The sequence below is a fragment of the Brevundimonas sp. T2-11 genome (assembly GCF_055397675.1).
Genome location: NZ_AP027920.1, coordinates 1,401,052 through 1,427,136 on the forward strand (window position 1 = coordinate 1,401,052; position 26,085 = coordinate 1,427,136).

Annotated in this window: 28 protein-coding genes; 21 read left to right on the forward strand and 7 right to left on the reverse strand. The window is 67.3% G+C overall.

Features of this window, described 5'->3' with window-relative positions:
* Window positions 1–4: 4 nt before the first annotated feature.
* Genes ACZ5XO_RS06960 through ACZ5XO_RS06990 form a run of 7 tightly spaced genes read left to right on the forward strand, consistent with a single transcriptional unit; the run spans window position 5 to window position 5,306 of the window.
* On the forward strand, window positions 5–250 hold the full coding sequence (locus tag ACZ5XO_RS06960) for a hypothetical protein (RefSeq protein WP_464164538.1): 246 nt from the start codon (window positions 5–7) through the stop codon (window positions 248–250).
* The gene (locus ACZ5XO_RS06965) at window positions 247–1,005 is read left to right on the forward strand and encodes a pyridoxine 5'-phosphate synthase (RefSeq protein WP_464164539.1); all 759 of its coding nucleotides are present in this window, start codon (window positions 247–249) and stop codon (window positions 1,003–1,005) included. The genes ACZ5XO_RS06960 and ACZ5XO_RS06965 overlap by 4 nt, the downstream gene beginning before the upstream one ends.
* The gene (acpS, locus tag ACZ5XO_RS06970) at window positions 1,002–1,403 is read left to right on the forward strand and encodes a holo-ACP synthase (RefSeq protein WP_296177501.1); all 402 of its coding nucleotides are present in this window, start codon (window positions 1,002–1,004) and stop codon (window positions 1,401–1,403) included. The genes ACZ5XO_RS06965 and acpS overlap by 4 nt, the downstream gene beginning before the upstream one ends.
* 57 nt (window positions 1,404–1,460) lie before the next feature.
* A complete protein-coding gene (gene lepB, locus ACZ5XO_RS06975; RefSeq protein WP_464164540.1) occupies window positions 1,461–2,387 on the forward strand; it encodes a signal peptidase I in 927 nt (308 codons plus the stop codon).
* A complete protein-coding gene (rnc, locus tag ACZ5XO_RS06980) occupies window positions 2,387–3,100 on the forward strand; it encodes a ribonuclease III (RefSeq protein ID WP_464164541.1) in 714 nt (237 codons plus the stop codon). Before lepB ends, rnc begins: the two co-directional genes overlap by 1 nt.
* Entirely contained in the window at window positions 3,097–4,050 is a 954-nt protein-coding gene (gene era, locus ACZ5XO_RS06985; RefSeq protein WP_464164542.1) for a GTPase Era, read from the forward strand. Before rnc ends, era begins: the two co-directional genes overlap by 4 nt.
* 17 nt (window positions 4,051–4,067) lie before the next feature.
* Complete coding sequence (locus tag ACZ5XO_RS06990; RefSeq protein ID WP_464164543.1) at window positions 4,068–5,306, forward strand: serine hydrolase domain-containing protein; 1,239 nt, start codon at window positions 4,068–4,070, stop codon at window positions 5,304–5,306.
* 145 nt (window positions 5,307–5,451) lie between these two features.
* Here ACZ5XO_RS06990 and ACZ5XO_RS06995 read toward each other — a convergent pair whose 3' ends face one another.
* Both ACZ5XO_RS06995 and ACZ5XO_RS07000 read right to left on the reverse strand, forming a co-directional pair.
* Window positions 5,452–6,960 (reverse strand): acetyl-CoA hydrolase/transferase family protein, encoded by a 1,509-nt coding sequence (locus ACZ5XO_RS06995; RefSeq protein WP_464164544.1) that lies wholly within the window; start codon window positions 6,958–6,960, stop codon window positions 5,452–5,454.
* Between the two features lie 114 nt (window positions 6,961–7,074).
* Window positions 7,075–7,515: a VOC family protein gene (locus ACZ5XO_RS07000; protein WP_464164545.1), complete on the reverse strand. Its 441-nt coding sequence runs from the start codon at window positions 7,513–7,515 to the stop codon at window positions 7,075–7,077.
* Window positions 7,516–7,632: 117 nt separating this feature from the next.
* Here ACZ5XO_RS07000 and ACZ5XO_RS07005 point away from each other — a divergent pair, with 117 nt between their 5' ends.
* Window positions 7,633–8,088 (forward strand): nuclear transport factor 2 family protein, encoded by a 456-nt coding sequence (locus ACZ5XO_RS07005; RefSeq protein ID WP_464164546.1) that lies wholly within the window; start codon window positions 7,633–7,635, stop codon window positions 8,086–8,088.
* The gene (gene recO / locus ACZ5XO_RS07010) at window positions 8,088–8,819 is read left to right on the forward strand and encodes a DNA repair protein RecO (RefSeq protein WP_464164547.1); all 732 of its coding nucleotides are present in this window, start codon (window positions 8,088–8,090) and stop codon (window positions 8,817–8,819) included. The genes ACZ5XO_RS07005 and recO overlap by 1 nt, the downstream gene beginning before the upstream one ends.
* Before the next feature lie 31 nt (window positions 8,820–8,850).
* Here recO and ACZ5XO_RS07015 read toward each other — a convergent pair whose 3' ends face one another.
* Window positions 8,851–9,918, reverse strand: coding sequence for an NAD(P)H-dependent flavin oxidoreductase (locus tag ACZ5XO_RS07015; RefSeq protein ID WP_464164548.1), 1,068 nt, complete (start codon window positions 9,916–9,918; stop codon window positions 8,851–8,853).
* A gap of 112 nt (window positions 9,919–10,030) precedes the next feature.
* Between ACZ5XO_RS07015 and parC the strand changes: the two genes are divergently transcribed.
* From parC to ACZ5XO_RS07030, 3 genes are all read left to right on the forward strand, one after another.
* A complete protein-coding gene (parC, locus tag ACZ5XO_RS07020) occupies window positions 10,031–12,244 on the forward strand; it encodes a DNA topoisomerase IV subunit A (RefSeq protein ID WP_464164549.1) in 2,214 nt (737 codons plus the stop codon).
* 89 nt (window positions 12,245–12,333) lie between these two features.
* Window positions 12,334–12,903: a LemA family protein gene (locus tag ACZ5XO_RS07025; RefSeq protein ID WP_464164550.1), complete on the forward strand. Its 570-nt coding sequence runs from the start codon at window positions 12,334–12,336 to the stop codon at window positions 12,901–12,903.
* Between the two features lie 6 nt (window positions 12,904–12,909).
* Window positions 12,910–13,944 carry a M48 family metallopeptidase gene (locus ACZ5XO_RS07030; RefSeq protein ID WP_464164551.1) on the forward strand — a complete coding sequence of 345 codons (1,035 nt, stop codon included), beginning with the start codon at window positions 12,910–12,912 and terminating at the stop codon, window positions 13,942–13,944.
* A gap of 3 nt (window positions 13,945–13,947) precedes the next feature.
* On the opposite strand, the gene ACZ5XO_RS07035 is transcribed toward ACZ5XO_RS07030, so the two are convergent.
* On the reverse strand, window positions 13,948–14,682 hold the full coding sequence (locus ACZ5XO_RS07035; RefSeq protein WP_464164552.1) for an arginyltransferase: 735 nt from the start codon (window positions 14,680–14,682) through the stop codon (window positions 13,948–13,950).
* A gap of 112 nt (window positions 14,683–14,794) precedes the next feature.
* Window positions 14,795–15,694 carry a flagellar motor protein MotB gene (locus ACZ5XO_RS07040; RefSeq protein ID WP_464164553.1) on the reverse strand — a complete coding sequence of 300 codons (900 nt, stop codon included), beginning with the start codon at window positions 15,692–15,694 and terminating at the stop codon, window positions 14,795–14,797.
* Between the two features lie 127 nt (window positions 15,695–15,821).
* Here ACZ5XO_RS07040 and ACZ5XO_RS07045 point away from each other — a divergent pair, with 127 nt between their 5' ends.
* Entirely contained in the window at window positions 15,822–16,322 is a 501-nt protein-coding gene (locus ACZ5XO_RS07045; protein WP_464164554.1) for a flavin reductase family protein, read from the forward strand.
* Window positions 16,323–16,328: 6 nt separating this feature from the next.
* Here the strand turns inward: ACZ5XO_RS07045 and hemB are convergent, their stop codons facing one another.
* Entirely contained in the window at window positions 16,329–17,333 is a 1,005-nt protein-coding gene (gene hemB, locus ACZ5XO_RS07050; RefSeq protein ID WP_464164555.1) for a porphobilinogen synthase, read from the reverse strand.
* A gap of 257 nt (window positions 17,334–17,590) precedes the next feature.
* Between hemB and ACZ5XO_RS07055 the strand changes: the two genes are divergently transcribed.
* The 8 genes from ACZ5XO_RS07055 (at window position 17,591) to ACZ5XO_RS07090 (ending at window position 24,919) form a co-directional block, all read left to right on the forward strand.
* Window positions 17,591–18,727: an isobutyryl-CoA dehydrogenase gene (locus ACZ5XO_RS07055; protein WP_464164556.1), complete on the forward strand. Its 1,137-nt coding sequence runs from the start codon at window positions 17,591–17,593 to the stop codon at window positions 18,725–18,727.
* A complete protein-coding gene (locus tag ACZ5XO_RS07060) occupies window positions 18,724–19,770 on the forward strand; it encodes an enoyl-CoA hydratase/isomerase family protein (protein WP_464164557.1) in 1,047 nt (348 codons plus the stop codon). The genes ACZ5XO_RS07055 and ACZ5XO_RS07060 overlap by 4 nt, the downstream gene beginning before the upstream one ends.
* 60 nt (window positions 19,771–19,830) lie before the next feature.
* Window positions 19,831–21,201 (forward strand): class II 3-deoxy-7-phosphoheptulonate synthase, encoded by a 1,371-nt coding sequence (locus ACZ5XO_RS07065; RefSeq protein WP_464164558.1) that lies wholly within the window; start codon window positions 19,831–19,833, stop codon window positions 21,199–21,201.
* Window positions 21,198–21,770, forward strand: coding sequence for a prephenate dehydratase domain-containing protein (locus tag ACZ5XO_RS07070; protein ID WP_464164559.1), 573 nt, complete (start codon window positions 21,198–21,200; stop codon window positions 21,768–21,770). The genes ACZ5XO_RS07065 and ACZ5XO_RS07070 overlap by 4 nt, the downstream gene beginning before the upstream one ends.
* A gap of 304 nt (window positions 21,771–22,074) precedes the next feature.
* The gene (locus ACZ5XO_RS07075) at window positions 22,075–22,836 is read left to right on the forward strand and encodes a chorismate mutase (protein WP_464164560.1); all 762 of its coding nucleotides are present in this window, start codon (window positions 22,075–22,077) and stop codon (window positions 22,834–22,836) included.
* Between the two features lie 69 nt (window positions 22,837–22,905).
* Window positions 22,906–23,538: an SPOR domain-containing protein gene (locus ACZ5XO_RS07080; protein WP_464164561.1), complete on the forward strand. Its 633-nt coding sequence runs from the start codon at window positions 22,906–22,908 to the stop codon at window positions 23,536–23,538.
* A 96-nt stretch (window positions 23,539–23,634) separates the two neighbouring features.
* A complete protein-coding gene (locus ACZ5XO_RS07085) occupies window positions 23,635–24,483 on the forward strand; it encodes a division plane positioning ATPase MipZ (protein WP_464164562.1) in 849 nt (282 codons plus the stop codon).
* 7 nt (window positions 24,484–24,490) lie between these two features.
* Window positions 24,491–24,919: a J domain-containing protein gene (locus ACZ5XO_RS07090; protein WP_464164563.1), complete on the forward strand. Its 429-nt coding sequence runs from the start codon at window positions 24,491–24,493 to the stop codon at window positions 24,917–24,919.
* A gap of 161 nt (window positions 24,920–25,080) precedes the next feature.
* Here the strand turns inward: ACZ5XO_RS07090 and cobS are convergent, their stop codons facing one another.
* Complete coding sequence (gene cobS, locus ACZ5XO_RS07095; protein WP_464164564.1) at window positions 25,081–26,085, reverse strand: cobaltochelatase subunit CobS; 1,005 nt, start codon at window positions 26,083–26,085, stop codon at window positions 25,081–25,083.

The following is a 26,085-nucleotide window of genomic DNA, read 5'->3' on the forward strand; positions in this document are numbered from 1 at the left end:
TCGCATGGGCCCTGCCAGCAACCGAAACAACATGGTTTTCCGCTTCTTTTTCAATGAGCGGGTTGCGCGTGGACTTTCCGCCTTGCGCTACATGTTTTTGGGTGCGGCGGCCCTGGTGCTCGTCGAAAAGTGGCGGCGGGGCGTGTTCACCAGTGACGAGCTGTCGGTATTGGTGATCCTTGCAGTCCTGACGGGTTTCCTGGCGGATTTGGTCCGCCGCAAAGCGGTGAAAGCTGGAGAGGTGGGATGAAGCGCGAGCGGGTTCGTCTGGGCGTCAATATCGACCACGTCGCCACGGTTCGTAACGCGCGCGGCGGCGCTCATCCCGATCCGGCCCGTGCGGCCGAGGCGGCGCTGGCCGCCGGGGCGGATGGCATCACCGCCCACCTGCGCGAGGACCGCCGCCACATCACCGACGCCGACATCGACGTGCTGACGGCCCTGTGTCGTCGCGCAGGCAAGCCGCTGAACTTCGAGATGGCGGTGACCGACGAGATGCTGGCCATCGCCCTGCGTCACCGTCCGCACGCCGCCTGTCTGGTGCCGGAGCGGCGCGAAGAGGTCACGACCGAGGGCGGTCTGGCCGTCGCCGATCATGAGGCGCGCATCGCCCCCGTGGTGAAGGCGCTGTCGGAGGCGGGCATCCGCGTCAGCCTGTTCATCGAGCCGTCCGAGGCCCAGGTCGAGGCCGCCGCCGCCGTGGGCGCACAGGTGGTCGAGTTCCACACCGGCCGTTATTGCCATCTGACCGATCCCGCCGAGCGCGCTTTCGAGCTGGACCGACTGGCCGCCGCCGCCGCCCAGGCCGACATCCTGGGGCTGGAGGTCCATGCCGGCCATGGCCTCGACTACGCCACCGCCAGCGTGGTTCTAGGCATCCCCGAGATCAGGGAGCTGAACATCGGACACTTCCTGATCGGAGAGGCGGTCTTCGTCGGTCTGGACGCCGCCATTCGCCGGATGCGGACGGCGATGGACGAGGCGGTGTCGGGAGCAGGCCGGTGATCATCGGCGTCGGCGCTGACCTGTCGGATATTCGTCGTATCCAGAAGTCGCTGGATCGGTTCGGCGACCGTTTCAAGGAACGCTGCTTCACTGAGCTGGAACGCACCCGTTCGGACCGCAAGCCTGACCCGGCCTGGAGCTACGCCAAGCGGTTCGCGGCCAAGGAGGCCTGCGCCAAGGCCCTGGGCACCGGGATGCGCGCCGATGTCTATTGGCGCGACATGGGGGTGGTGAATCTGAAGTCGGGCCAGCCGACCCTGGCCCTGACCGGCCACGCCGCCGAGCATCTGGCGCGCCTGACTCCGCCAGGGCATGAGCCGCGCATCCACCTGACCCTCAGCGACGAACACCCGTATGCTCTCGCTTTCGTGGTCATCGAAGCCTTGCCCGTGGCGTAATCAGCCATTACGCCTCAGGTTTCCAACCCCGCGTTCTGCGGGGGATTCGAGCAGACCATGAGCGACGACCCCAAGGCGTACGGCGGCGCCGGCAATCCTGCCATCGATCCGACCGAGCAACGACCGATCTGGAGCGACGACGGCGACGCCCCCTTCGACATGGGGGACGATCCCGAAGCCCTCGACAGCGACAAGCCGATCTACGCCACGCCGCGTCCCAAGAAAGCCAAACGTGTGAAAAAAGAGAAGTCCGCGAGCAACGAGACGGTCGAGATCATCAAGACCATCGTCTTCGCCCTGCTGATCGCCTTCGTGCTGCGGGTGCTGCTGTTCCAGCCCTTCACCATCCCGTCGGCCTCGATGGAGCCTAACCTCTATGAGGGCGACTACATCGTCGTGTCGAAGTGGTCGTACGGTTATTCGAAGCACTCGATCCCGTGGAGCCCGCCGCTGTTCGACGGCCGGATCATGGGCAAGGACCCCACGCGGGGCGACATCGTTGTGTTCAAGCTGCCGCGCGACAACAAGACCGACTACATCAAGCGCGTGATCGGCCTGCCGGGCGACAAGGTGCAGATGATCGCCAACAAGCTCTACATCAACGGCGCCCCGGTGAAGGACGTCGTCGTCAGCCGCGCCGAGATGGCCGACATGTTCGGCCCGCGTCCGGTGACCCAAGTTCGCGAAACCCTGCCGAACGGCAAGAGCTTCATGACCCAGGACTTCGGGCCCGGCGGCGATCTGGACGATACCCCGGTCTACGAGGTTCCGGCCGGTCACTTCTTCATGATGGGCGACAACCGCGACAACTCGATCGACAGCCGCGTCGAGATGTCGGCCGGCGTGGGCATGGTCCCGGCCGAGAACCTGGTCGGCAAGGCCGAGATCATCATGTTCTCCTGGTCGCCGGGCGCGTCGCTGTTCAACCCGGTCAGCTGGTTCGCCAACCTGCGTCCCAGCCGGTTCTTCAAGATCCTGGACTGATGGCGAACGTTCGGGCCGAGGCCGTCGCCGCGCTCCGGCGTCGGCTGGGCCATGAGTTCAGCGACCCGTCCCTGCTGGAACGGGCGCTGACCCACGCCAGCGTGGGCGAGGGCGGGGGGCAGGCCGACGGCCGCCGTCCCGCCGACAATGAGCGGCTGGAGTTCCTGGGCGACCGGGTCCTGGGCCTGCTGGTGGCGGACCGCCTGACGCGTGAGTTCCCGTCGGCGGACGAAGGCCAGTTGTCGGCCCGCCTGCACGCCCTGGTGGACAAGAGCGCCTGCGCTCGTGTCGGCGAACGGCTGGGCGTTGGCGCGGCCCTGCGTCTGTCGGCGGGCGAGACCAAGACGGGCGGCCGCAGAAAGGCCGGAGTCATCGCCGATGCTGTCGAGGCTATCCTGGCGGCTGTCTATCGCGACGGCGGCCTGACGGCGGCCAAGGCCATGTTCGATATCGCCTGGGCCGAGGAGTTCGCGTCGCCCCCGGCGCCCGCCGTGACCAATCCCAAGTCCGCTCTGCAGGAGTGGGCGCAGGCTCAAGGGCGTCCGCTGCCGACCTATCGGGTGGTGGAGCGCACCGGATCAGATCATGCTCCGACCTTCGTGGTCGAGGCGACGGTGGTCGGTTTCGATCCCGTGAAACAAACAGGACGTTCGCGTCAGGAGGCGGAGAAAGCCGCCGCCACGGCGCTGTTGAAACGAGAAGGCGTAATTTGACCGAGACCCTCAACCCCAATCAGCGCGCGGGCTTCGCCGCCATCATCGGCGCGCCCAACGCCGGCAAGTCGACGCTGGTGAACCGGCTGACGGGATCCAAGGTCTCGATCGTGACCCAAAAGGTCCAGACCACGCGCTTCCCTGTGCGCGGCATCGCCATCGAGGGCGACGCCCAGATCGTTCTGGTGGACACGCCGGGCATCTTCACCCCGCGCCGTCGTCTGGACCGCGCCATGGTCGCCTCGGCCTGGGGCGGCGCCGAGGACGCCGACGTGGTGGTCCACCTGATCGACGCCCCGTCGCACATCGCCTCTGAAGGCCGTGACGGCTCCGCCGCCGACCGCAAGTCCGCCGAGGACACCGAGACCATCATCGCCAACCTGAAGGCGACGGGGACCAAGGTCATCCTGGTGCTGAACAAGATCGACGGCATGCGCCGCGACACCCTGCTGGCCCTGTCGCACCGCCTGTTCGAAACCGGCGTCTATGAAGAGGTCTATATGATCTCGGCCTTGAGCGGCGACGGCGTTGACGACCTGAAGCAGCGTCTGGCGCGTTCCATGCCCGCCGGTCCGTGGCTCTATCCCGAAGATCAATCGGCCGACGTGCCGGTGCGCGTCCTGGCCGCCGAGATCACGCGTGAGAAGGTCTATCTGCGTGTCCACGAGGAACTGCCCTATTCGGCGGCGGTCGAGACCACGGCCTTTGACGAGAAGCCCGACGGTTCGGTGCGCATCGAGCAGACCATCTATGTCGAGCGCGAGAGCCAGCGCCCCATCGTTCTGGGCAAGGGCGGCCAGACCCTGAAGTGGATCGGCCAGAAATCGCGCGAGGAGCTGATCGAGCTGCTCGACCGTCCCGTTCACCTGTTCCTGACCGTCAAGGTCGACCCGAAGTGGCAGGACAGCCGCGCCCTTTACGCCCAATTCGGGCTGGAGTTCGACGTCTAGGATCGTAGTTCAGTATCGTGTTTGTAGTCCCCAAGTCCGCAGGCGGGCGGCCCTGGTTCCTCGGATCCCTGGTCGCAGTCGCCCTTGCCTCCGCCGGCGCCGGCGCGTGGATCGTCCACGCCATTGCGCCTGAAACCCAGGCGGCGGTCGCCAAGCCCAGGCTGCCGGAACGGCCGCCAGTCGAGGTGGTCGAGGCCCTGCCGCAGCTGAAGGCGCGGCTGGACTATCTGGGCGAGCACAAGCAGTTCATGGGCGCCATTCTGGTGGCCAAGGGCGATCAGGTCCTGTTCCGGCAGGTCTACGGCAAGGCGAACTACGAGAACGATCAGCCGCTGCAGTTGGACACCCGCTTCCGCCTAGCCTCGGTGTCCAAGCAGTTCACCGCCGCCGCCATCCTGAAGCTGCAGGACGAGGGCAAACTCACGGTCAACGACCCGGTCTGCCAATGGATCGAGGCCTGCCCGGACGCGTGGAAGCCGCTGCGCATTCACCACCTGCTGTCGCACACCTCGGGCATCCCCGACCTGATGGCCCAAGCCGAGTGGGGCCGCATCCGCGTCACCCCGCGTACGCCGCAGGAACTGACCGAGACCTCGGCCCGCTATGGCCTGCAGTTCGAGCCGGGCACCAAGATCCGCTACGACAACGCCGCCTATAATCTGGCCGCGGAGATCGTCAGCAAGGCCAGCGGCAAGCCGTTCGAGACCTATCTGAATGACGCCATCCTGAAGCCCCTGGGCCTGAAGGACACCGGGTCGGACGCTCACGCCGACGCGCAGGGGCTGGCCATGGGCTACGCCAACTTCCCCGGCGGACTGGCGGCCCAGCCGATCGCCAACGTCAGCGTCGTCTATGGCGCCGGCGCCCTGTACTCGACGCTGGACGACATGCTGGTCTGGAACCAGGCCCTGCATAAGGGTCATGTCCTCAGCGACACCGCCTACGCGCAGATGATCGCCGATCATGCCCCGGCGGATACGCCGAAGGAGCGGGGCCGCGCGCACCGGGCCTATGGCTACGGCATCTACGTCAACAGCCTGGGCGAACAGGTGACGCCTGCCTTTGACGACAAGCAGATCTATCACACGGGCAGCTGGGCCGGGTTCCGCAACCTGGTTCTCTATCAGCCCGAGGCTGACGTGACGGTGGTGGTCCTGTCGAACAACTACCATCAGCGCGACCTGGTCTTCATGCTGAGCCAGCAGGCCATGGCTGAGGCTCTCGGCCGGCCATTCCCGACCGGGCTGAACCGCTAGGCTGTCTGATTTCCTCCCCATGCAATGGGGAGGTGGCGCGACGGCGAAGCCGTTGTGACGGAGGGGCGGTCATGCGCCAGGCGCGACCGAGCCCCTCCACCGCTACGCGGTCCCCCTCCCCACAAAGTGGGGAGGAAAGATCAGGCTACGCCTTCATCGATCCCGTCTCGATGAAACGCTGGTGCCAGGACAGGGCCTCAGTCAGCAGGTGCGGGGACTGCAGGCCGTAGGAGCCCTTCAGCGCGCGGTCGTAGTAGTCCTTCAGCGCGTCGCGATAATCGGGGTGGGCGCAGTTGGCGATGATGACCTGGGCGCGCTGCTTCGGCGACAGGCCGCGCAGATCGGCCAGGCCCTGTTCCGTGACGATGACCTGCACGTCCTGGGTGATGTGGTCGACGTGGCTGGCCATGGGGACGATGGCCGAGATCTTGCCGCCCTTGGCCGTCGACGGCGTGACGAAGCAGGAAATATAGGCGTTGCGCGCAAAGTCGCCCGAGCCGCCGATGCCGTTCTGGATGCGCGAACCCATGACGTGGGTCGAGTTGACGTTGCCGTAGATGTCGGCCTCGATCAGGCCGTTCATGGCGATGCAGCCCAAGCGACGGATGATCTCCGGGTGGTTTGAAATCTCCTGCGGGCGCAGGATGATCTTGCCGCGGAACTGCTCCATGCGGCTGTTCAGGTCGGCGGCGGCCTCGGGGCTGAGCGAGAAGGCGGTGGCCGAGGCGACCGTCAGCTTGCCGCTGTCCAGCAGGTCCAGCATCCCGTCCTGCAGCACCTCGGTATAGGCGGTCAGGTTCTCGAACGGGCTGTCCTGCAGGCCGGCGAGCACGGCGTTGGCGACATTGCCCACTCCCGATTGCAGCGGCAGAAGATGGGCGGGCAGTCGGCCCAGCTTCACCTCGTGCTGCAGGAACTCGATCAGGTGCCCGGCGATGGCGGTCGCGCTGGCGTCCGGTGCGGCGAAGGGCAGGTTGCGATCGGGGCTGTCGGTCTCGACGATGGCGGCGATCTTCGACGGATCGACGCGGAAGACGGTCTCGCCGATCAGGTCGGTCGGCTTGGTCAGCGGGATCGGCACCCGCGCGGGCGGCAGGGCCGTGCCGTAGTAGATGTCGTGCATCCCCTCTAGCGCCGCATTCTGCCAGCTGTTGACCTCCAGGATGATCTGATCGGCGCGGTCCAGCCAGGTCTTGTTGTTGCCGATGGAGGATGACGGGATCAGCGCGCCGTCCTCACGGATGCCCGAGACCTCGACCACCGCCGTCTCCAGCGGGCCGAGGAAACCCTGCCAGGCGACCGGCGCCACCTGCGACAGGTGCATGTCCAGGTATTCCATCTCGCCCTTGTTGATCTTCTCGCGGGCGATGGGGTCTGAGTTGTAGGGCAGGCGGAACTCGATGCCGTCGGCCTTGGCCAGGGCGCCGTCCAGTTCCGGTCCGGTCGAGGCGCCGGTCCAGACCTTCAGCTTGAAGGCGTTGCCCGCCGCGTGCTGGGCCTCGATCCGCTCGGCCAGGGCCATCGGCACGACCTTGGGGTAGCCCGAGCCGGTGAAGCCGCTCATGCCCACGGTCGAGTTGGCCGGGATCAGAGCGGCGGCGTCCTGGGCGGACATGATCTTCGACTTGAGGGCGGCGTTACGGACGCGGGACATCGGAAACCTGACGACTGGAGCCGGGGAGGGCTCAAGGAACGAGGCGGACATAGGCGCCGCATCACCCTGATTCCAATACGGCTTTGGTCGTAACAGTCTGTGATCACAAAGGCGTCAGCCGCCCGGTTTCCATTCCTCGGTCGGGTTGGTGTTGACCATCCAGGGGATGCCGAACCGATCCGTCAGACTGCCGAAACCGGGCGACCAGAAGGTCTCGGCGAAGGGCATCGATACCTTGCCGCCCTCGGACAGGGCGTCGAAGACCTGTCGCGCCTTGGCCAGGTCGTCGGTGTGATAGGAGACGTCGAAGCCGTTCTTGGGCTTGTCGATGTTCGGGGCGAACTCTGGCGGCAGGTCGGCCCCCATGATCGCCTGATCCCCGACCTCCAGCCAGCCGTGCATCAGCCAGTCCTTGTATTTGGGGTCGACCGGCATGTCGGGCGGCCCTTCGCCGAACGGAAAGGCGGCCGTGACCTTGCCGCCCAGGATGCGGGCGTAGAAGTCCAGCGCCTCGCGGCACTGGCCCTGGAAGCTGAGGCTGGTGACGATCTTCATGACGTTCTCCCATGGATCAGGGCGGAACGCGCGAGGCGCGCGTCGTTTCCCTTCTCCCTCAAGAGGAGAAGGAAGCGGGCGCTTCCCCCGCTGGCGGAACAGGACTAGAACAAAGCCATGATCACCGCCGCCCTGATGATGCTTCAACTGTCCGCCGCGTCCGCGGAGACCGCCCCCGTCGAGCGCACGCTGGACGCCATGCACGCCGCCGCCTCGGTGGCGGACGGCGAAGCCTATTTCGCTACCTTCACGCCGGACGCCCGCTTCATCGGCACGGACGCGACCGAGCGGTGGAGCCTGCCGGAGTTCCGCGCCTACGCCATGCCCTATTTCTCGCAGGGCAAGGGCTGGACCTATCGTCCTTCGGCGCGGGTGGTGACCATCGCTTCGATGGACTGCCGCTGCGTCGCCTGGTTCGACGAGGTGCTGGACAATGACGCCTATGGGACCACGCGCGGCTCGGGCGTGCTGCGGCTGACCGACGACGGCTGGAAGATCGAGCAGTATGTCCTCAGCTTCACCGTGCCGAACGACAAGGCGCGCGCCGTCGTCGGCGTGATCAAGGCCGACTGATGGAGGTTCAGGACGACGCCTTCGTCCTGTCGGCGCGGGCGCATGGGGATACGGGGGCTGTTGTCGAGCTGTTGACCGAGCGGCATGGGCGACGCGCCGCCTATGTCGCCGGCGGGGCGTCGCGCAAGATGCGGCCCTTTCTGCAGGCGGGCGCGCGGGTCGTGGTCGATCTGCGGTCGCGGACCTCGGACCAGTTGGGCTCGGCGCGGCTGGAGCCGGTGGGCGAGGGGCCGGCGGCCCTGTTCGACGATCCTCTGGCCCTGGTCGGGTTGAACGCCGCCGCGGCCGTGGCGCAAGGGGCGCTGCCCGAGCGAGAGGCGCATCCGGGGGCCTTCTACGCCTTCGAGGCCCTGATGGGGGCCTTCGTCATGCCCGAGGTCTGGCCCGCCATCTTTGTGCGGTTCGAGGCCGGACTGCTGGAAGATCTGGGCTTTGGTCTGGACCTGTCGCGCTGCGCCGCCACCGGCTCGATGGATGACCTGATCTATGTCAGCCCGCGGACTGGTCGGGCTGTCAGCCGAGAGGCGGGCGCGCCCTATGCCGACAAGCTGCTGGCCCTGCCGCCCTTCATGCTGGGGGCGCAGGCGGGCCTGGGCGATGGCGACGTGAAGGCGGGGCTGGACCTGACCGGGCACTTCCTCGAGCAGTTCGTTTTTCACGCCCTGAACAAGCCCCTGCCGCCCGCGCGGGTATGGATGATCGAACGGCTGGCCGAGGCGGGCCGGCTCTAGCTCGCCAACCAGCCCGCTCTTTCCGGTGAAGTCAGGGGCGGGGCAGACCCGCGATCGTCTCGCGCATTTCCCTTTTCAGAGCCGAGACCAGTTCGGCGGCGGGGAGGGCCCGGGACAGGGGAGCGGCCTGACCGGCCCATTGCGGGGCGTAGCCGTCGTCGTCCCGGGCGCTGGCGGCGGCGTTCAGCGCCTTGCCGAGGTCGTAGGCGTAGGGGTAGCCGGCGGTTAGGGCCTCGTCGGCGCGCTGCATGAAGGCGTTTTCGATCCCGCGCGCGGGACGGCCCGAAATGACGGGGCTGACGCGGGTGCGTTCGGCGCGGGGACCGGCCAAGGCGGCGCGATAGGCGGGGTTGGCGGCGGACTCGGGGCAGGAGACGAAGGCGGTGCCCAGTTGCGCCCCCGCTGCGCCCAGCGCCAGGGCGGCCGTGATCCCGGACCCGTCCATGATCCCGCCTGCGGCGATGACCGGGATGTCCAGTTCGCGGGCCAACAATCGGGTCAGGGGCAGGGTCGCGAAGCGCGGGTCGTCGGCGGGATCGAAGACGCCGCGATGGCCGCCGGCCTCGACCCCCTGGGCGACCACCATGTCGATGCCCGCCGCCTGGGCCTGTCGGCCTTCGTCCGGCGTGGTGGCGCTGGCGAGCAGGATGCATCCGGCGGCCTTCAGCGCTGCGACCTTGTCCGCCTGAGGCAGGCCGAAGTGGAAGCTGACGATGGCGGGCTTCTCCTCCAGCAGAACGGCCAGTTTGGCGTCGTCGGTCAGGAAGCTCTGGTAGATCTCGTTCAGGGTCTCGGGCGGCGCGGCGCCGAACTGAGCGAAGGTCGGGCGCAGGCTGTCGATCCAGACGCGGTCGCGCGCCGGATCGGGCGGCGTTGGGGCATGGCAGAAGACGTTGATGTTGAACGGCTGCGTCGTCAGGGCCTTCAGCGCCTGAATCTGGCGTTGTCCCTCGACCGCATCGACCGAGGCGATGGAGATGGAGCCCAACGCCCCGGCGTTCGACACGGCGGCCGCCAGTGCGGGCGTCGAGGTCCCGGCCATGGGGGCCTGAACGATGGGCAGGTCCAGCCCGAGGCGGTCGGTGAGGGCGGTCTTCATGCGCGGTTCCTGCCTTTTCGACGACGACCCTCCACAGATAGGCGCGGATCGTCCCCGCGTCAGCCGCGCGCTGCGCTAGACTTTGTCGTTCAGATCACCGATTCGAAGTCGCATGACCATCCACACCCCGACGCCCGAAGGCGGCCGCATCGTTGAAGAGCCGATGGGCGATGCGCTGTCCAAGCGCTACCTGGCCTACGCCCTGTCCACGATCACCAACCGGGCCCTGCCTGACGTGCGCGACGGCTTCAAGCCGGTGCACCGGCGCATCATGTACGCCATGCACCAGATGCGGCTGAACCCGCAGGCGGCGGCGCGCAAATGCGCCAAGGTCGTCGGCGAGGTGATGGGCGGCTATCACCCTCACGGCGACGCCTCCATCTACGAGGCCCTGGTCCGTCTGGCCCAGGACTTCGCCCAGCGTTATCCGCTGGTCGACGGTCAGGGGAACTTCGGCAACATCGACGGCGATAGCGCCGCCGCCATGCGTTACACCGAGTGTAAGCTGACGCCCGCCGCCGTCCTGTTGCTGGACGGCATCGATCAGGACGCGGTCGACTTCCGCCCCACCTATGACGATCAGGACGAAGAGCCGCTGGTCCTGCCGGCGGGCTTCCCCAACCTGCTCGCCAACGGCTCGTCGGGCATCGCCGTGGGCATGGCGACCTCGATCCCGCCGCACAACGTCGGCGAACTGATCGACGCCTGCCAACTGCTGTTGGAGCGGCCCGAGGCGACGACGGCGGAACTGGTCGAGATCGTGCCGGGGCCGGACTTCCCGACCGGCGGGGTCTCGGTCGAAGGCCATGCCTCCATCCTGGACGCCTATGAGACGGGCCGGGGCGGCGTGCGTCTGCGCGCCCGCTGGGAGACCGAGGACCTGGGGCGCGGCGTCTGGCGCATCATCGTCACCGAGATGCCCTATCAGGTGCAGAAGAGCCGCCTGATCGAGGGTCTGGCCGACCTGATCGAGAACAAGAAGGCGCCGCTGCTGGGCGACGTGCGCGACGAGTCGGCGGAAGACATCCGCCTGATCCTCGAGCCCAAGAACCGCACCATCGAGCCCGAGATGCTGATGGAGAGCCTGTTCAAGCTGTCCGATCTGGAGGTCCGCTTCCCGATCAACATGAACGTGCTGGACGCCAGCGGCACGCCGCGCGTCATGGGCCTGAAGGACTGCCTGCGCGCCTTCCTCGATCACCGCCGCGAGGTGCTGAACCGCCGCAGCCAGTGGCGGATCGAACGGGTCGAGAAGCGACTGCACCTGCTGGAAGGCCTGCGCATCGTCTTCCTGAACCTGGACGAGGTGATCCGCATCGTTCGCGAGGAGGAGCAGCCCAAGGCCGTCCTGATCGCGCGCTTCGGCCTGACCGAGGTCCAGGCCGACTTCATCCTCGACACCCGCCTGCGTCAGCTGGCGCGGCTTGAGGAAATGACGATCGAGAAGGAATTCAACGAGCTGTCGGCAGAACTTGCGGCGCTGAAGGCGCTGACCTCGTCGGAAGGCAAGCAGTGGAAGGCCATTTCCAAGGAATTGGAGGCGGTCCGCAAGGCCCTGATCTCGCCGCGTCGCACGACCATCGGCGAGGCGGTGGACTCTTCGGCCTTCGTCGCGCCCGAAGCCTTCATCCCGCGCGAAGCCATCACCGTCATCCTGTCGGAGCGCGGCTGGATCCGCGCCGCCAAGGGCAAGGTCGAGGACCCGTCGGAGCTGAAGTTCAAGGAAGGTGACAGTCTGGGCTTCCTGGTCCCGGCCTTCACCACGGACAAGCTGCTGATCGGGGCGTCCGACGGGCGTATCTTCACCATCGGCGCCGACAAGCTGGCCTCCGGGCGCGGCCACGGCGAGCCGCTGCGTCTGATGATCGATCTCGACGAAAAGGCCGAGATTATCAATGTCGTGGCGCACGAACCGAATGCGAAGCTTCTGGTCGCGTCCAAGGCCGGTTACGGCTTTGTCGCACCGGAGAATGATCTTCTGGCCCAGAAGCGCGGCGGCAAGCAGGTGCTGAACGGCGAGATGCTGGCCATGCTGCGCATCCCGTCGAACCCGCAGGGCGACCACGTCGCCGTCATCGGCGAGAACATCAAGGCGCTGATCTTCCCGCTGGCTGAACTGCCCGAAATGGGCCGCGGCAAGGGCGTGAAGCTGCAGAACTACAAGCAGGGCGGTCTGGTCGATGTTTCGGTGTTCAACGCCGAGGCGGGACCGGAATGGGCCGACGGCGGCGGCCGTCGCCGCAACTGGCCCGACTGGAAGGACTGGCTGGGCAAACGCGCCGGGGCCGGACGTCAGGGTCCGCGCGGGATGCGCAAGTTCCGCTGACGCAAGGTGACGGCGATTTCATTGGAGGTCGCCGTCAGCCCTTGCGATAATCCCGCCCAAGGCCGATCCGGCCGGGGCTGGAGATTTCAATGATCACCTGGATCATCATCGGCGTCATCGTCGTCGTTCTGCTGTTCGTCGTCGTCGGGGCCTACAACCGGCTGGTGAAGCTGGATCAGACGGCGAGCCAGTCGTTCGCCGACATCGACGTGCAGCTGAAGCAGCGCCAGGACCTGATCCCCAACCTGGTCGAGACGGTGAAGGGCTACGCCACGCACGAGCGCGGCACCCTGGACGCCGTGACCCAGGCGCGCGCCGCCGCCGCGGGCGCGCGTACGGTCGATGAGAAGGTGCAGGCCGAGAACATGCTGACCGGCGCTCTGGGCCGCCTGTTCGCCGTGTCGGAGGCCTATCCGGACCTGAAGGCCAACGCCAACTTCCAGCAGCTGCAGATGGACCTGTCGGACATCGAGAACAAGCTGGCCGCCGCGCGCCGCTTCTTCAACAACGCCGTCAGCGAGTTCAACGCCGTGCGTCGCCAGTTTCCGACGGTCCTGTTCGCCGGGATGTTCGGCTTCGGCGCGGACAAGCCCTTCTTCGACGTGGGCGAGGGCGAGCGCGCCGCCCTGAACGCGGCCCCGCCGACGGTGAAGTTCTAAGCCCCAATGGCGGTTTTCGGTCAGGCCGTCGGCCTCAAGACCCACATCTGGCAAAACAACACCCGGTCGGCGATCCTGCTGGCCGGGTTTCCGGTGCTGCTGGTCGGCCTGCTGTTCGGCGTTCAGGTGCTGATGATGGGGTTCGGCCTGCTGCCCAACTCGGGCGGCAGTCTGTCGCAGGATCTGGCGCTGGCGGCGTCCATGCTGGGCTGGACCGTGCCGACGGCGCTGGTCATGGCCGCGATCTGGTTCGTCATCGCCTATTTCGGCAACCAGATGATGATCGATGCCATGACGGGGGCGCGGAAGGTCGAACGTCGGATCGAGCCCGAGCTTTATAACTTGCTGGAAAACCTGGCGATCTCGCGCGGGATGAAGACGCCGACGCTGCGGATCATCGAGAGCCTGTCGCTGAACGCCTATGCGTCCGGTCTGCACGAGGGCAATTACAGCGTCACCGTCACGCGCGGCCTGATGCAGACCCTCAGCCGAGACGAGATGGAATGCGTCCTGGCGCACGAACTGACCCACGTCATCAACAAGGACGTGCGGACCATGGTGATCGCCTCGATCTTTGCGGGCATCATCAGCGTGATCGCCGAACTGGTGTTCCGCAGCCTCTTCTACATGCGTGGCGGGCGCAGCCGGGACAACAAGAACGCCATGCCGCTGATCCTGATCGGTCTGGCCATCGGGGTGATCGGCTTTGGTCTGGCGACCGTCATCCGCATGACCCTGTCGCGGACGCGGGAGTATGTGGCCGATGCGGGGGCGGTGGAACTGACCAAGAACCCCGACGCCATGATCTCGGCGCTGCGCAAGGTGTCGGGCCAGTCGAAGATCGAGGCGCCCGACGAACTGCGCGGCATGTTCCTGGACAATACGGCGGACAAGGCGGACTTCGCCGGCCTGTTCGCCACCCACCCGCCGATCGAGAAGCGGATCGCAGCCCTGGTGAAGTTCGCCGGCGGCCGGGACGAAGGGCCGTGGGGGCCGACGCCGTCGGCGCCGCGCGCCGGCACGGCGGTTCCGACGACCTGAGGCCTAGGGCAGGCGTTCCCACCCCAGCGGGCGCAGGGCTTCCATGGGCCTGAACTTCGCCTTGTAGTCCATCTTGGGCGAACCCTGGACCCAGTAGCCCAGATAGACATAAGGCAGGCCGACCAGTGCCGCCTGGCGCAGGTGATCCATGATGGCGAACTGGCCCAGGCTGCGGCGCTCCAGCTCCGGCTCGAAGAAGCTGTAGACCATCGACAGACCGTCATGCAGCAGGTCGGTCAGGCAGACCCCGACCAGGTCGCCGGGGCCGTCGTCGGTTGCGGGCAGGCGATATTCGATCAGGTGGGTACGGACGGCCGTGTCTTCGACCATGGAGACATAGTCGGACCAGCCCATGTCGCTCATGCCGCCGCCGGGGTGACGGGCGGAGAGGTAGCGGCGCAGCAGGTCGAACTGCTCCATCGTCGCCTCGGCCTCGACCAGATCGCGCGACAGGTCGGCGTTGCGGTTCAGGATCTTGCGCTGAGAGCGGGAGAAGATGAACTCGGCCACCGGGATGCGCACCGAGACGCAGGCCGCGCAGGCCTCGCAGGCGGGGCGATAGGCGATGTTCTGGCTGCGGCGGAAACCGGCCTGGGTCAGGGCGTCGTTAACGTCGGCGCCGTCGCTGAAGGGCAGGTTGGCGAAGACCTTGCGCTCGAACTGGCCTGGCAGATAGGGGCAGGGCGCGTTGGCGGTCATGAAGAACCGCAGTTGCCGGGTCGGGAAATGCTGGGTCACGGCCTTACGTCCGTTTCCAATCGCTTCGGCAGGTTTGCGCGCGGGTCGTCATGTGCTGATTTGGCGCGCAACCGGAGGATTTCGCAAGCGCCGAGAAGTCCGGCGCTTGCGGTCACAGGCTGGTGTCCGTGGGCAGGACCGGCGCCTCGCGCAGCAGGACGATGGCGATGCGGCGGTTGCCGGCCAGGGACGGGTCGTCGGGATAGAGGGGGTCGGATCCGGCCTTGCCCGCCACCGAATAGACCCGGTCGGCGTTCACGCCCGCAGCCTGCAGCGTCAGGCGCGAGGCGTCGGCGCGCGCCGAGGACAGCGCCCAGTCGCCGGCGCCGCTGGCGCGGCTGGAGCCGGCGACGGCGCTGGTGTGGCCGGTGATCGAGATGCGGTTGGGCAGCTGGTTGATGACCTTGGCGATGGCCCGCAACAGCAGCTGGGCGCGCGGGTTGGGACGCGAGGAGCCGTTCTCGAACATCGATCGGCCTTCCTGATCGACCAGCTGGATGCGCAGGCCCTCGGGCGTCTGGTCGATGATCAGCTGTTTCGACAGCTCGGCCAGTTCAGGCATGGCCTGCATGGCCTGGCGCAGGCTTTCGGCGGCGCTGGCGAAGTCGGCGGCCTCGCGGCGGGCGATCTCGGCGCGCAGGGCGGATTCGCTGGCGGCGGCCAGGTTGGCGCTCTGACCGGCTTCTTCAGGCGTTTCCGGCGCCTCGGGCGCCAGTTGTTCCATGACGGACATGGAGCCCGAGCTCTTGGCCCCGTCGTCGCCCAGGGCCGTGCCGCCCAGAATGCCGCCGGAACCGGAGGTCGAGGCCGAGACATTGGCGGGAGCGAAATATTCGGCGATGCCGCGCTTCTGCTCCGGGTCGGTCGTGTTGATCAGCCACATCAGCAGGAAGAAGGCCATCATGGCCGTCACGAAGTCGGCGTAGGCGACCTTCCACGCGCCGCCGTGGTGGCCGCCGGCGGTCACCTTCTTCACCTTCTTGATGAGGATCGGGCGATCGCTCACGGACATGGGCAGGCCAATCTTAACGTCGTCTGTTAGCCGTGAATCCCACGCCGCCCGTTAAGAAGCGGTTGCGGCGCGGGCGTTTCCGGCGGGCGGTCTTGCCGCAGGAGGTCCTACGGCCTAGGTCAGGCCTGTGTCCGAGACCTCTTCCTCTTCCGAATTCGACGCCAAGGCCTATCGCAAGGCGCTGGGCGGTTTCGCCACCGGCGTCTGCGTGGTGACGGCCCATACGGCCGAAGGGCCGCTGGGCATTACGGTGAACAGCTTCACCTCGGTGTCGCTGGACCCGCCGCTGGTGCTGTGGTGTCTGGACGTGAAGTCGGACCGCCATGACGCCTTCGCCGGGGCCGAGCGCTTTGCGGTGCATATGCTGCCGGTCGAGGATCAGGCCATGTCTGACCGCTTCGCCTGGGGCGTCTGCACCCTGTCGGACGACGAGTTCGAGGTCGGCGATCCGGCCCCGCCGCGCCTGCGCAACGCCGTGACGCGGCTGGACTGCACGACCCACGACCGCATCGTCATGGGGGACCACCTGGTCATCGTGGGCCGGGTCGCCGCCTTCGAGACCCATCCCGGCGACGCCCTGACCTATTTCCGCGGCAAGTACGGACAGGCCGTCGATCCGACGGCCTGAATCGGATCAGGCGCCCAGCAGACGGGCCGCCTTGGGCGCGAAGTAGCTGAGGACGCCCGAGGCGCCCGCGCGCTTGAAGGCGTGCAGGGTTTCCAGGATGGCGCGGTCTTCCTCCAGCCAGCCGTTGGCGATGGAGGCCTGCATCATCGCGTACTCGCCGGACACCTGATAGGCGAAGGTCGGCACCTTGAAGGTGTCCGAGACTAGGCGGACGATGTCGAGATAGGGCAGGCCCGGCTTGACGATCAGGGCGTCGGCGCCCTCGGAAATGTCCATCGCCACCTCGCGCAGCGCCTCGTCGGCGTTGGCGTAGTCCATCTGATAGGTCTTCTTGTCGCCGGTCAGCGATTTCGAGGAACCCACCGCGTCGCGGTAGGGTCCGTAAAAGGCCGAGGCGTACTTGGCGGCGTAGCTGATGATCAGCGTGTCCGACAGGCCATTGGCTTCCAGCGCTTCGCGGATCGCCTGGACGCGGCCGTCCATCATGTCGGAGGGGGCCACGGCGTCGGCGCCGGCGTGGGCGTGGATGAAGGCCTGTTCGGCCAGACGTTCCAGCGTCGCGTCATTGACGATGCGGCCGTTTTCCAGAACCCCGTCGTGGCCGTGGTCAGTGTAGCAGTCCAGTGCGACGTCGGTCATGACGCCGATCTCGGGCGCGGCGTCCTTTATGGCCTTGATGCAGTCGGGGATCAGGCCGTCAGGGTCGCTGGCGGCCGTGCCGACATTATTCTTCAGGCTGTCGTTCACGTTCGGGAAGAGGGCGATCATGGGGATGCCCAGGTCGCGGGCCTCGACAGCGGCCTTGGCGGCTTCCTTCGGCGACAGGCGGAAGACGCCCGGCATGGAGGCGACCGGCACGCGGTCCTCGGCCCCGTCGTGGACGATGATCGGCCAGATCAGGTCGGCGGGCGTCAGGGTCGTCTCGGCGACCAGACGGCGCACCCAGGGCTGCGAACGCAGGCGACGCGGGCGGGCGTAGGGGAAGGCGGCGGGCTGGAACGGCATGGTCATGCAGGGCTCATAGTCCGGTCGGCGGGGCAGGGGAACGACCTTGGAGGTCGCATATCGGATCTCGGTCGAGAAAAAACAGAGTCCAATTCGTCTGAATCGTCTGAAATCGCGGCGTCGAAAGGCAGAGACTAGCGCGTGACTGCGTCATTGGCGGACACAGGATGCGGCGCAGGGCGCTGGCGGGGTGACGTATCCCAAGCGCTTGGATAAAAGCGGCACGAACGCCCCGTCAGAGGGCAGAGTCGGGAGTATAGATCATGGACTTCGCCCTCAACGACGACCAGCGCGCCATTCAGGACGCGGCGCGGGCCTTCGCCGACGCCGAGCTGGCGCCGCATTCGGCCCAGTGGGACGAGGACAAGCATTTCCCGGTCGAGGTGATGAAGTCGGCGGCCGAGATGGGTTTCTGCGGCATCTATACCGGCGAAGAGCACGGCGGCATGGCCTTGGGCCGGGTCGAGGCGGCGGTAATCTTTGAGGAGCTGTCGCGCGGCGACGTGGCGACGGCGGCCTTTATCTCGATCCACAACATGGCGACGTGGATGATCGACAAGTTCGGGTCCGACGACCTGCGCTCGCGCTTCGTGCCGTCGCTGGTGGCGATGGACAAGATGGCCAGCTATTGCCTGACCGAGCCGGGCTCGGGGTCGGACGCGGCGGCGCTGCGGACCACGGCGGTGCGCGACGGCGACCACTATGTGCTGAACGGCTCCAAGGCCTTTATCTCCGGCGCGGGCGTGTCGGACGTCTATGTCGTCATGGTCCGCACGGGCGGCGAAGGGGCCAAGGGCGTCTCGACCATCGTGGTCGAGAAGGACACGCCCGGCCTGTCGTTCGGCGCCAATGAGAAGAAGATGGGCTGGAACGCCCAGCCGACCGCCGTGGTCAGCTTCGACGACTGCCGCGTGCCGGTCGCCAATCTGGTGGGCGAAGAAGGCGCGGGCTTCAAATACGCCATGGCCGGTCTGGACGGCGGGCGCCTGAACATCGCCGCCTGTTCGCTGGGCGGGGCGCGGCTGGCGCTGGAGACGGCGCAGGAATACGTCGCCACGCGCAAGCAGTTCGGACAGGCCATCGGCCAGTTCCAGGCCCTGCAGTTCCGTCTGGCCGACATGGCGACGGACCTGGAAGCCGCGCGCCTGATGGTCCAGCGCGGGGCCTGGGCCATCGACAACGACCACCCGGAAAAGACCAAGTGGTGCGCCATGGCCAAGCGTCTGGCCACCGACGCCTGCTTCCAGCTGGCTGACGAGGCGCTGCAGCTGCACGGCGGCTATGGCTACCTGAAGGACTATCCGCTGGAGCGGATCGTGCGTGATCTGCGCGTGCACCGCATCCTGGAAGGCACCAACGAGATCATGCGCGTCATCATCGCGCGGGAGCTGGCGCGATGAGCGAGGCTGAAGTCATCACCCGCGTCGAAGGCGGCGTCGGTCGCATCACCCTGAACCGGCCCAAGGCGATCCACGCCCTGAACCGGGCCATGTGCGAGGCGATGATCGAGGCCCTGCTGGTCTGGCGCGAGGACGACGCCGTGAAGTCGGTGCTGATCGACCACGCGGGCGAGCGCGGCTTCTGCGCCGGGGGCGACATCCGCATGATCGCCGAGAGCGGGGCAGGGGACGCGTCGGAGGCCAAGGCCTTCTTCAGGACCGAATATCAGCTGAACCATCTGATGTTCGAATACCCCAAGCCGATCACGGCCATCGTCGACGGCATCGTCATGGGCGGCGGCGTGGGCATCAGCGAACCGGCGGACGTTCGTATCGCCACCGAGCGCACCACCTACGCCATGCCCGAAACGGGCATCGGCCTGTTCCCCGACGTGGGCGGGGGCTGGTTCCTGCCGCGCCTGCCGGGTCAGACGGGCGTCTGGCTGGCGCTGACGGGCGCGCGGCTGAAGGCGGCGGACACGGTGGCCCTGGGCATCCACACCCATTTCGTGGCCAGCGAAGGCGTCGAGGGGTTGAAGGCCGAACTGCTGGCCGCGCCCGCTGATCCCAAGGCTGTGGCCGACCGTCTGGCGGGCGACGCGGGTCCGGCGCCGCTGGAGGCGCACCGCGAGGCCATCGACCGGCTGTTCGCCTTTGACACGGTCGAGGAGATCTTCGCCGCGCTGGAAGCCGATGGGTCGGACTGGGCGTTGAAGCAGCTCAGCATCCTGAAGACCAAGTCGCCGCAGTCGCTGAAGGTCTCGCTGCGCCAGATCCGCACCGGGGCGGGGCTGTCGTCCTTCGCCGACAACATGGCGATGGAATATGCGCTGGGCGGCCGGGTGGTGCGGACCCACGACTTCCAGGAAGGCGTGCGCGCGGTCATCGTCGACAAGGACAACGCCCCGCAATGGTCGCCGCCCGATCTGTCGGGTGTCAGCGACGCGAGCCTGGACGCCCTGTTCGCGCCTCTGCCCGCCGACGAGGCCTGGTCGCCGCTCTGAAAAGGTCGCTGCGGCGCAACATTTGTTGTTCGAAGACGCCTGTAGGGCTATCTAGGCGGCATGAGTAAGCGCTGGACCCCTGAATCCTGGAGAAACAAGCCCGTCGTGCATATGCCGACGGACTATCCTGACATGGCCGAACTGGCCCGTGTCGAAGACGAGCTGCGGGCCATGCCGCCCCTGGTGTTTGCCGGCGAGGCCCGCAAACTGACCCAGCATCTCGCGCAGGTGGAGGCGGGGAACGCCTTCCTGCTTCAGGGCGGTGACTGCGCCGAGAGCTTCAAGGAGTTCTCGACCGACAACATCCGCGACACCTTCCGACTGATCCTGCAGATGGCGGTGGTCCTGACCTTCGCCGGTCGCAAGCCTGTGGTGAAGGTGGGCCGCATCGCCGGTCAGTTCGCCAAGCCGCGCTCGTCGCCGCTGGAAGAGATCGGCGGCGTCGAGCTGCCGTCGTACCGAGGCGACATCATCAACGGCATGGGCTTCACGCCCGAAGAGCGCGTGCCCGATCCGCAGCGTCTGCTGAAGGCCTACAACCAGTCGGCCTCGACGCTGAACCTGCTGCGCGCCTTTGCGGGCGGCGGTTATGCCGACCTGTACAACATCCATCGCTGGACGCTGGGCTTCGCCGACAACGGTGCGGGCGCGGCCTATCGCGAGCTGGCCGACAAGATCACCGAGGCCCTGGCCTTCATGGAGGCGGTCGGCGTCACGCCCGAGACCCATCCCGACCTGTCGCGCGTCGAGGTCTTCACCAGCCACGAAGCCCTGCTGCTGAACGTCGAGAGCGCCCTGACGCGTCTGGAAGGTTCGTCGGGCGAGTGGTTCGACACCTCGGCCCACATGCTGTGGATCGGCGAGCGCACCCGTCAGCTGGACGGCGCCCACGTCGAGTTCATGCGCGGCATCTCGAACCCGATCGGCGTGAAGTGCGGACCGACCATGACGGCGGAGGACATCCTGCCGCTGATCGACGCCCTGAACCCGAACAATGTTCCGGGCCGTCTGACCCTGATCGGCCGCTTCGGCCACGACAAGGTTGGTGATCGCCTGCCGGCCCTGATGCGGGCGGTGAAGGCCGAGGGCAAACGCGTCATCTGGTCGATCGACCCGATGCACGGCAATACGCTCAAGGCCGCCAACGGCTACAAGACCCGGCCGTTCGACCGCGTCATGGGCGAGGTTCGCACCTTCATCGACGTGGCGGAGGCCGAGGGCGTTCATCCCGGCGGCGTCCACCTGGAGATGACCGGTCAGAACGTCACCGAATGCCTGGGCGGCGCCCAGGCGGTGACGGAGGACGATCTGTCGAGCCGCTATCACACCCACTGCGACCCGCGCCTCAACGCGGATCAGGCGCTGGAGCTGGCCTTCCTGGTCGCCGAGCGTCTCAAGGCCGGGCGTCAGGCCCGCGCCGAGGCCGCGTGACCACGCCGACCGAAGACGAGGGACCGGGTCGCGTCGCCTATCAGGGCGCGCCCGGCGCCTTCAGCCATGAAGCCTGCCTCGACCTGCGTCCGTGGGACGAGGCGGTCGGTTATGAGACCTTTCAGGGGGCCATTCAGGCCCTGCTGTCCGGCGACTGTCAGTCGGCGCTGATCCCGGTCGAGAACTCGACCATCGGCGTGGTCGAGCCCGCCGCCACCCTGGTGCGCGAGGCGGGGCTGACGGTGGTCAGCGAGGCCTGGCGGCCGATCCGGCTGGCCCTTCTGGGACTTCCCGACGCCCGGTTGTCGGACATCCGGACGGCGGAGAGCCATCCGGTGGCCCTGCAGCAGTGCTCCAAGGCCCTGGGCGAGATGAAGATCGCCTCGGTCGAGGTCTTCGACACCGGCGGGGCCGCCGCAGCCGTCGCCGAAGCCGGGGACCTGACCCGCGCCGCCGTGGCGCCGGCCCGTGCGGCCGAGGTCTATGGACTGTCGGTTCTGCGCAACGATCTGCAGGATTTCAGCGACAACCGGACGCGATTTGTCCTGCTAAGCGCCCCTCAGGGTTGACGGCGCATAGTTTTTGCGCGCTTAAGAGGGGATCGGATCGACCCTGATCCTGAAACCGGACCGGATTCATGTCCTCGCTGCGCGCACAACTGACCCTTGAAACCACCACGCGCGCGGTGGCCGGCTTCTATTTTGGCTACGGCTATTACGGCTTTCGATACGCCGGCTGAGGCGTCGGGCTTCTAACCAAACCTGACAGTCTCGCTGGCGACCGCTTCTTCCGAGCGGCCCTGCACGCGTTCCTGCCTGATGTCTCGGCGGACGCGATCTCCCCATCGAAATTCCATGCCGAAAGCCTGAAACCATGCCGCAATCCAATATCCAGCAAGTCTGGCCCGCCGAAACCGTCGAACTGAGCCCCGAGCAGAAGGCGCTGGCCGCCCTGCGCGCCGAGATCGACAGCCTGGACGACCAGATCCTCGAACTGTTCGAGCGCCGTCTGGCCGTCGCCGCCCAGGTGGGCAAGGCCAAGGACGCGCCCGTCGGCCCTCACACCAAGCTGCGTCCCGACCGCGAACAGGCCGTCCAGGCCCGCGTCCTGAAGCAGTGCGACCCCGAGAACCGCGAGGCGGTCGAGCACCTGTGGCGCGAGATCGTCGGCTGGGGGCTGGCGCGTCAGGGCCGTCTTCAGGTCCATGTCTGGGCCCCCATTGATCCGGCCAAGGCTGTGGACGGCGCCCGCCTGCGTTTCGGCGCCGCCGCTGACATCAAGCTGGTCCGCGACCCGCAGGCCGCCCTGGCCCATGCGGCCGAAGGCCACGGCGTGGCCGTGCTGTCGATCAATACGGACGACGCCTGGTGGATGGGTCTGCGCCGCGAATGGTCGATGCTGAGCGTCTTCGACGGCTACGGCGGCGAAACGCCGACCTCGCTGGCCGTGGGCAAGATCGATCCGCCGGCCCTGCCGACGGGCCGCCGTGTGGTGGTGACGGTCGGCGGCGACGCCGGCGACGGCTCGGGCGCGCGTCGCTGGGGTCTGAACACCAACCACGGCTGGACCCTGGCCCTGACCGACGCCGACGTGGCGCCGGGCGACGTGGAAGGCTGCGTCGGCGCCATCGGCTGATGAAGGTGTGAACGGGCGTTAAGCCTGTTCCTCAACCCTGTCTCAAAAGACTGGGTTCAGCATGGCGGCATGAAGGCTTCCGTCATCCTGCGGTTCGGATCGGTCAGCGCCCTTGCGACGCTGCTGGCCGGCTGCGGCATGGCGGAGGCCGATCCTCACCGTTTCGAGGGCGTGGCGGACCGGATCGCGGCCATTCCCTTGTCGGCCAAGCCTGAGCCCGCGCGGCTGGCTGTCGAGCCAGGCAAGGCTGAGGCGGCGGGTTCGCGTCCGCTGAAGGTCGAACTTCTGACCCCGCATCAGCTCTGGGACGCCCGCGACGGGCTGACCACCGGGGCGGCGGCTGTCCTGCCCGCCATGCCGGCGGTCTTCCATGATCCCGAGGCGCCGCCCGAGGTGCAGGCTGCGCAGCAGGCCGTCGTCAGGCCGACGCGGCCGGTTGCGGTCGCCGCGTCTTCCTCCGCCGTTCTGATCCAACTGGGCGCCTACGCCAGTCAGGCTTCGGCCCAGGCGGCGTGGGATCGGTTGGGGCAGGGCGGTCTGAACCCGGTGTTTGAGCCGGTCGAGGTCAACGGGCGACGTCTGGTGCGGCTGAAGGTTCGCGCTGGATCGACCCAGGCCAAGGTGCTTTGCGAACGCGCGGCGGCGTCCGATCCCTGGTGCGTGCGGGCCGCAGAGGCGGCGTCGTCCACAGGCGCGGCTTAAGGTTTCGTTGACGACTGAGGCCCTTGGCCCGATCTAGGGCGTCTGGGACGGGCCGCGACCACTTGAGTCGCGTCCGTCGAAACATCGGGGTCCAACATGGCGCAGCCTCAGGTCATCGTCATCGGCAATGAAAAGGGCGGGGCCGGCAAGTCCACCCTGGCCATTCACATCGTCACCGGCCTGCTGCACGCGGGCCGCAAGGTTGCAATTATTGATCTGGACCTGCGCCAGCGGTCGATGGAGCGCTTCTTCTCGAACCGTGCGGCCTGGACGGCGGCCAATGGTCACGACCTGCCGCTGCCGATCGTGCCGGACATGGGCGACGGCAAGGCTCTGGCGAAAGCTGATGAAGCCGAACAACTGGCGAAGTTCGAGGCCGCCTATGCAGAGGCCCAGGCCGTCGCCGACGTCATCCTGATCGACACGCCCGGGGGTGACACCGCCCTGTCGCGCGCCGCGCACGGCCGCGCCGACCAGATCGTCACCCCGATGAACGACAGCTTTGTCGACTTCGACCTGCTGGGCGAGGTCGATCCGGTGACGCTCGAGCTGAAGAAGCCCTCCATCTATTCCGAGAGCGTCTGGGAGGCGCGCAAGCACCGCGCCATCACCGAGGGGCGTCAGGTGACGATCGACTGGATCGTCGTCACCAACCGTCTGGCGGTGGCCGAGGCGCGCAATCGTCGTCGTCTGGAAGAGCGGATGAAGAAGCTGGCCAAGCGCGTCGGCTTCCGCGTCGGGCCGGGTCTGCGCGACCGGGTCATCTATCGCGAGCTCTTCCCGTTCGGCCTGACGGTCGCCGATCTGTCGAACGACATCCGCCCGGTGTCTGTGTCGCTGGCCCACGTCGCCGCGCGTCAGGAGATGCGTAATCTGATGCAGGCCATGGGTCTGGACGATGTAGCGGGCGGATCGATGGCTCCGCTGGACGCGGCGGCGGCCTGATCCTCGCATGGGCCTGATATGGCTGGGGCTGGCCGCTGTGGCGGTCTGGGCGCTGGCCCGACTGGGCCGCCAGACCGAGCGCGCCCGGCGCGGCCACTGGCGCATTTCCGCGACCATCCTCAGCAGCGCCCTGTTCGCAGGGGCGGTTCTGGCTGCGTCACGCGGGGTCTGGCTGGCGGCGATCGGGCTGGCGGGGGCCGGGCTGTGGCTGGCGGTTCAGTCGCGGGTGCGCGCGGTGGCGCCGCGCGGGCCGGTCGCTGAACGTCTGACCGAAGCTGAGGCGCGGGCTATTCTGGGGGTGTCAGCTGACGCGACGCCCGAAGCCGTACAGGCGGCCTGGCGCCGCCTGATGGCCCGCGCGCATCCCGACCAGGGTGGGACGGAAGGGCTGGCGGCGCGGGTGAATGCGGCGCGGGATCGGTTGATCAAAAGGTAGCACGCTTTTCCTTCTCCCCTTGCGGGAGAAGGTGGCGGCCGAAGGCCGACGGATGAGGGGTTTCTCAACGGCGGATGAAGGGGCGCTTTCAAGCGTGGCGTGACCCCTCATCCGACCCGCTGGCGCGGGCCACCTTCTCCCGCAAGGGGAGAAGGAAGCGACTACCCCACCTTCACCCGCGTCGCGGCTTCGGGCAGGTCCTCGCCGAAGGCGCGTTGGTAGAACTCGGCGATGGTGGAGCGTTCCAGCTCGTCGCACTTGTTCAGGAAGGTCAGGCGGAAGCTCAGGGCCACGTCGCCGCCGAAGATGATGGCGTTCTGGGCCCAGGTGATGACCGTACGCGGCGACATGACGGTCGAGATGTCGCCGTTCATGAAGGCGTTGCGGGTCATGTCGGCGACGCGGACCATGGCGGCGATGCGGCGCTTGCCCTCGGCGTCGTTCCACTCGGGCACCTTGGCGACGACGATCTCGGCTTCGACGTCGTGGTCGAGATAGTTCAGCGTCGTCACGATGTTCCAGCGGTCCATCTGACCCTGGTTGATCTGCTGGGTGCCGTGATAGAGGCCCGAGGTGTCGCCCAGACCGATGGTGTTGGTGGTCGAGAACAGGCGGAACCAGCGGTTCGGACGGATGACGCGGTTCTGGTCCAGCAGGGTCAAGCGGCCTTGCGCCTCCAGCACGCGCTGGATCACGAACATGACGTCGGGACGGCCGGCGTCGTATTCGTCGAAGACCAGGGCGACCGGGCGCTGCAGCGACCAGGGCAGGATGCCCTCGCGGAACTCGGTGATCTGCTTGCCGTCCTTCAGGACGATGGCGTCCTTGCCGACCAGGTCGATGCGGCTGATGTGGCTGTCCAGGTTCACGCGGACCAGGGGCCAGTTCAGGCGCGCGGCGACCTGCTCGATGTGGGTCGACTTGCCGGTGCCGTGATAGCCCTGAACCATGACGCGGCGGTCGAAGGCGAAGCCGGCGCAGATGGCCAGGGTCGTCTGCGGATCGAAGCGATAGCTCTCGTCGATCTCGGGCACATGGCTGTCGCGCGTGTCGAAGGCGGGCACGACCATGTCGGAATCGACGCCGAACGCCTCCCTGACCGTCACCTTGCGGTGCGGCTCCAGCGTGACCAGGGGATCGGGCGAGGCGTCGAGGGGGGAGGTCAT

Excerpts from the sequence above, each read along its gene's own strand:
- ACZ5XO_RS07000 (WP_464164545.1), bottom strand. The coding sequence starts at position 7,515 with ATGAAGATCGTCACCAGCCTCAGCTTCCAGGGCCAGTGCCGCGAGGCG.
- lepB (WP_464164540.1), top strand. The coding sequence starts at position 1,461 with ATGAGCGACGACCCCAAGGCGTACGGCGGCGCCGGCAATCCTGCCATC.
- recO (WP_464164547.1), top strand. The coding sequence starts at position 8,088 with ATGGAGGTTCAGGACGACGCCTTCGTCCTGTCGGCGCGGGCGCATGGG.
- ACZ5XO_RS07005 (WP_464164546.1), top strand. The coding sequence starts at position 7,633 with ATGATCACCGCCGCCCTGATGATGCTTCAACTGTCCGCCGCGTCCGCG.
- ACZ5XO_RS07085 (WP_464164562.1), top strand. The coding sequence starts at position 23,635 with ATGGCGCAGCCTCAGGTCATCGTCATCGGCAATGAAAAGGGCGGGGCC.
- parC (WP_464164549.1), top strand. The coding sequence starts at position 10,031 with ATGACCATCCACACCCCGACGCCCGAAGGCGGCCGCATCGTTGAAGAG.
- ACZ5XO_RS07065 (WP_464164558.1), top strand. The coding sequence starts at position 19,831 with ATGAGTAAGCGCTGGACCCCTGAATCCTGGAGAAACAAGCCCGTCGTG.
- hemB (WP_464164555.1), bottom strand. The coding sequence starts at position 17,333 with ATGACCATGCCGTTCCAGCCCGCCGCCTTCCCCTACGCCCGCCCGCGT.
- ACZ5XO_RS07090 (WP_464164563.1), top strand. The coding sequence starts at position 24,491 with ATGGGCCTGATATGGCTGGGGCTGGCCGCTGTGGCGGTCTGGGCGCTG.
- ACZ5XO_RS07040 (WP_464164553.1), bottom strand. The coding sequence starts at position 15,694 with ATGTCCGTGAGCGATCGCCCGATCCTCATCAAGAAGGTGAAGAAGGTG.
- ACZ5XO_RS06960 (WP_464164538.1), top strand. The coding sequence starts at position 5 with ATGGGCCCTGCCAGCAACCGAAACAACATGGTTTTCCGCTTCTTTTTC.
- ACZ5XO_RS07055 (WP_464164556.1), top strand. The coding sequence starts at position 17,591 with ATGGACTTCGCCCTCAACGACGACCAGCGCGCCATTCAGGACGCGGCG.
- ACZ5XO_RS07060 (WP_464164557.1), top strand. The coding sequence starts at position 18,724 with ATGAGCGAGGCTGAAGTCATCACCCGCGTCGAAGGCGGCGTCGGTCGC.
- ACZ5XO_RS07080 (WP_464164561.1), top strand. The coding sequence starts at position 22,906 with ATGAAGGCTTCCGTCATCCTGCGGTTCGGATCGGTCAGCGCCCTTGCG.
- ACZ5XO_RS07075 (WP_464164560.1), top strand. The coding sequence starts at position 22,075 with ATGCCGCAATCCAATATCCAGCAAGTCTGGCCCGCCGAAACCGTCGAA.
- ACZ5XO_RS06965 (WP_464164539.1), top strand. The coding sequence starts at position 247 with ATGAAGCGCGAGCGGGTTCGTCTGGGCGTCAATATCGACCACGTCGCC.
- ACZ5XO_RS07025 (WP_464164550.1), top strand. The coding sequence starts at position 12,334 with ATGATCACCTGGATCATCATCGGCGTCATCGTCGTCGTTCTGCTGTTC.
- ACZ5XO_RS07015 (WP_464164548.1), bottom strand. The coding sequence starts at position 9,918 with ATGAAGACCGCCCTCACCGACCGCCTCGGGCTGGACCTGCCCATCGTT.
- ACZ5XO_RS07030 (WP_464164551.1), top strand. The coding sequence starts at position 12,910 with ATGGCGGTTTTCGGTCAGGCCGTCGGCCTCAAGACCCACATCTGGCAA.
- cobS (WP_464164564.1), bottom strand. The coding sequence starts at position 26,085 with ATGACCTCCCCCCTCGACGCCTCGCCCGATCCCCTGGTCACGCTGGAG.
- rnc (WP_464164541.1), top strand. The coding sequence starts at position 2,387 with ATGGCGAACGTTCGGGCCGAGGCCGTCGCCGCGCTCCGGCGTCGGCTG.
- ACZ5XO_RS06995 (WP_464164544.1), bottom strand. The coding sequence starts at position 6,960 with ATGTCCCGCGTCCGTAACGCCGCCCTCAAGTCGAAGATCATGTCCGCC.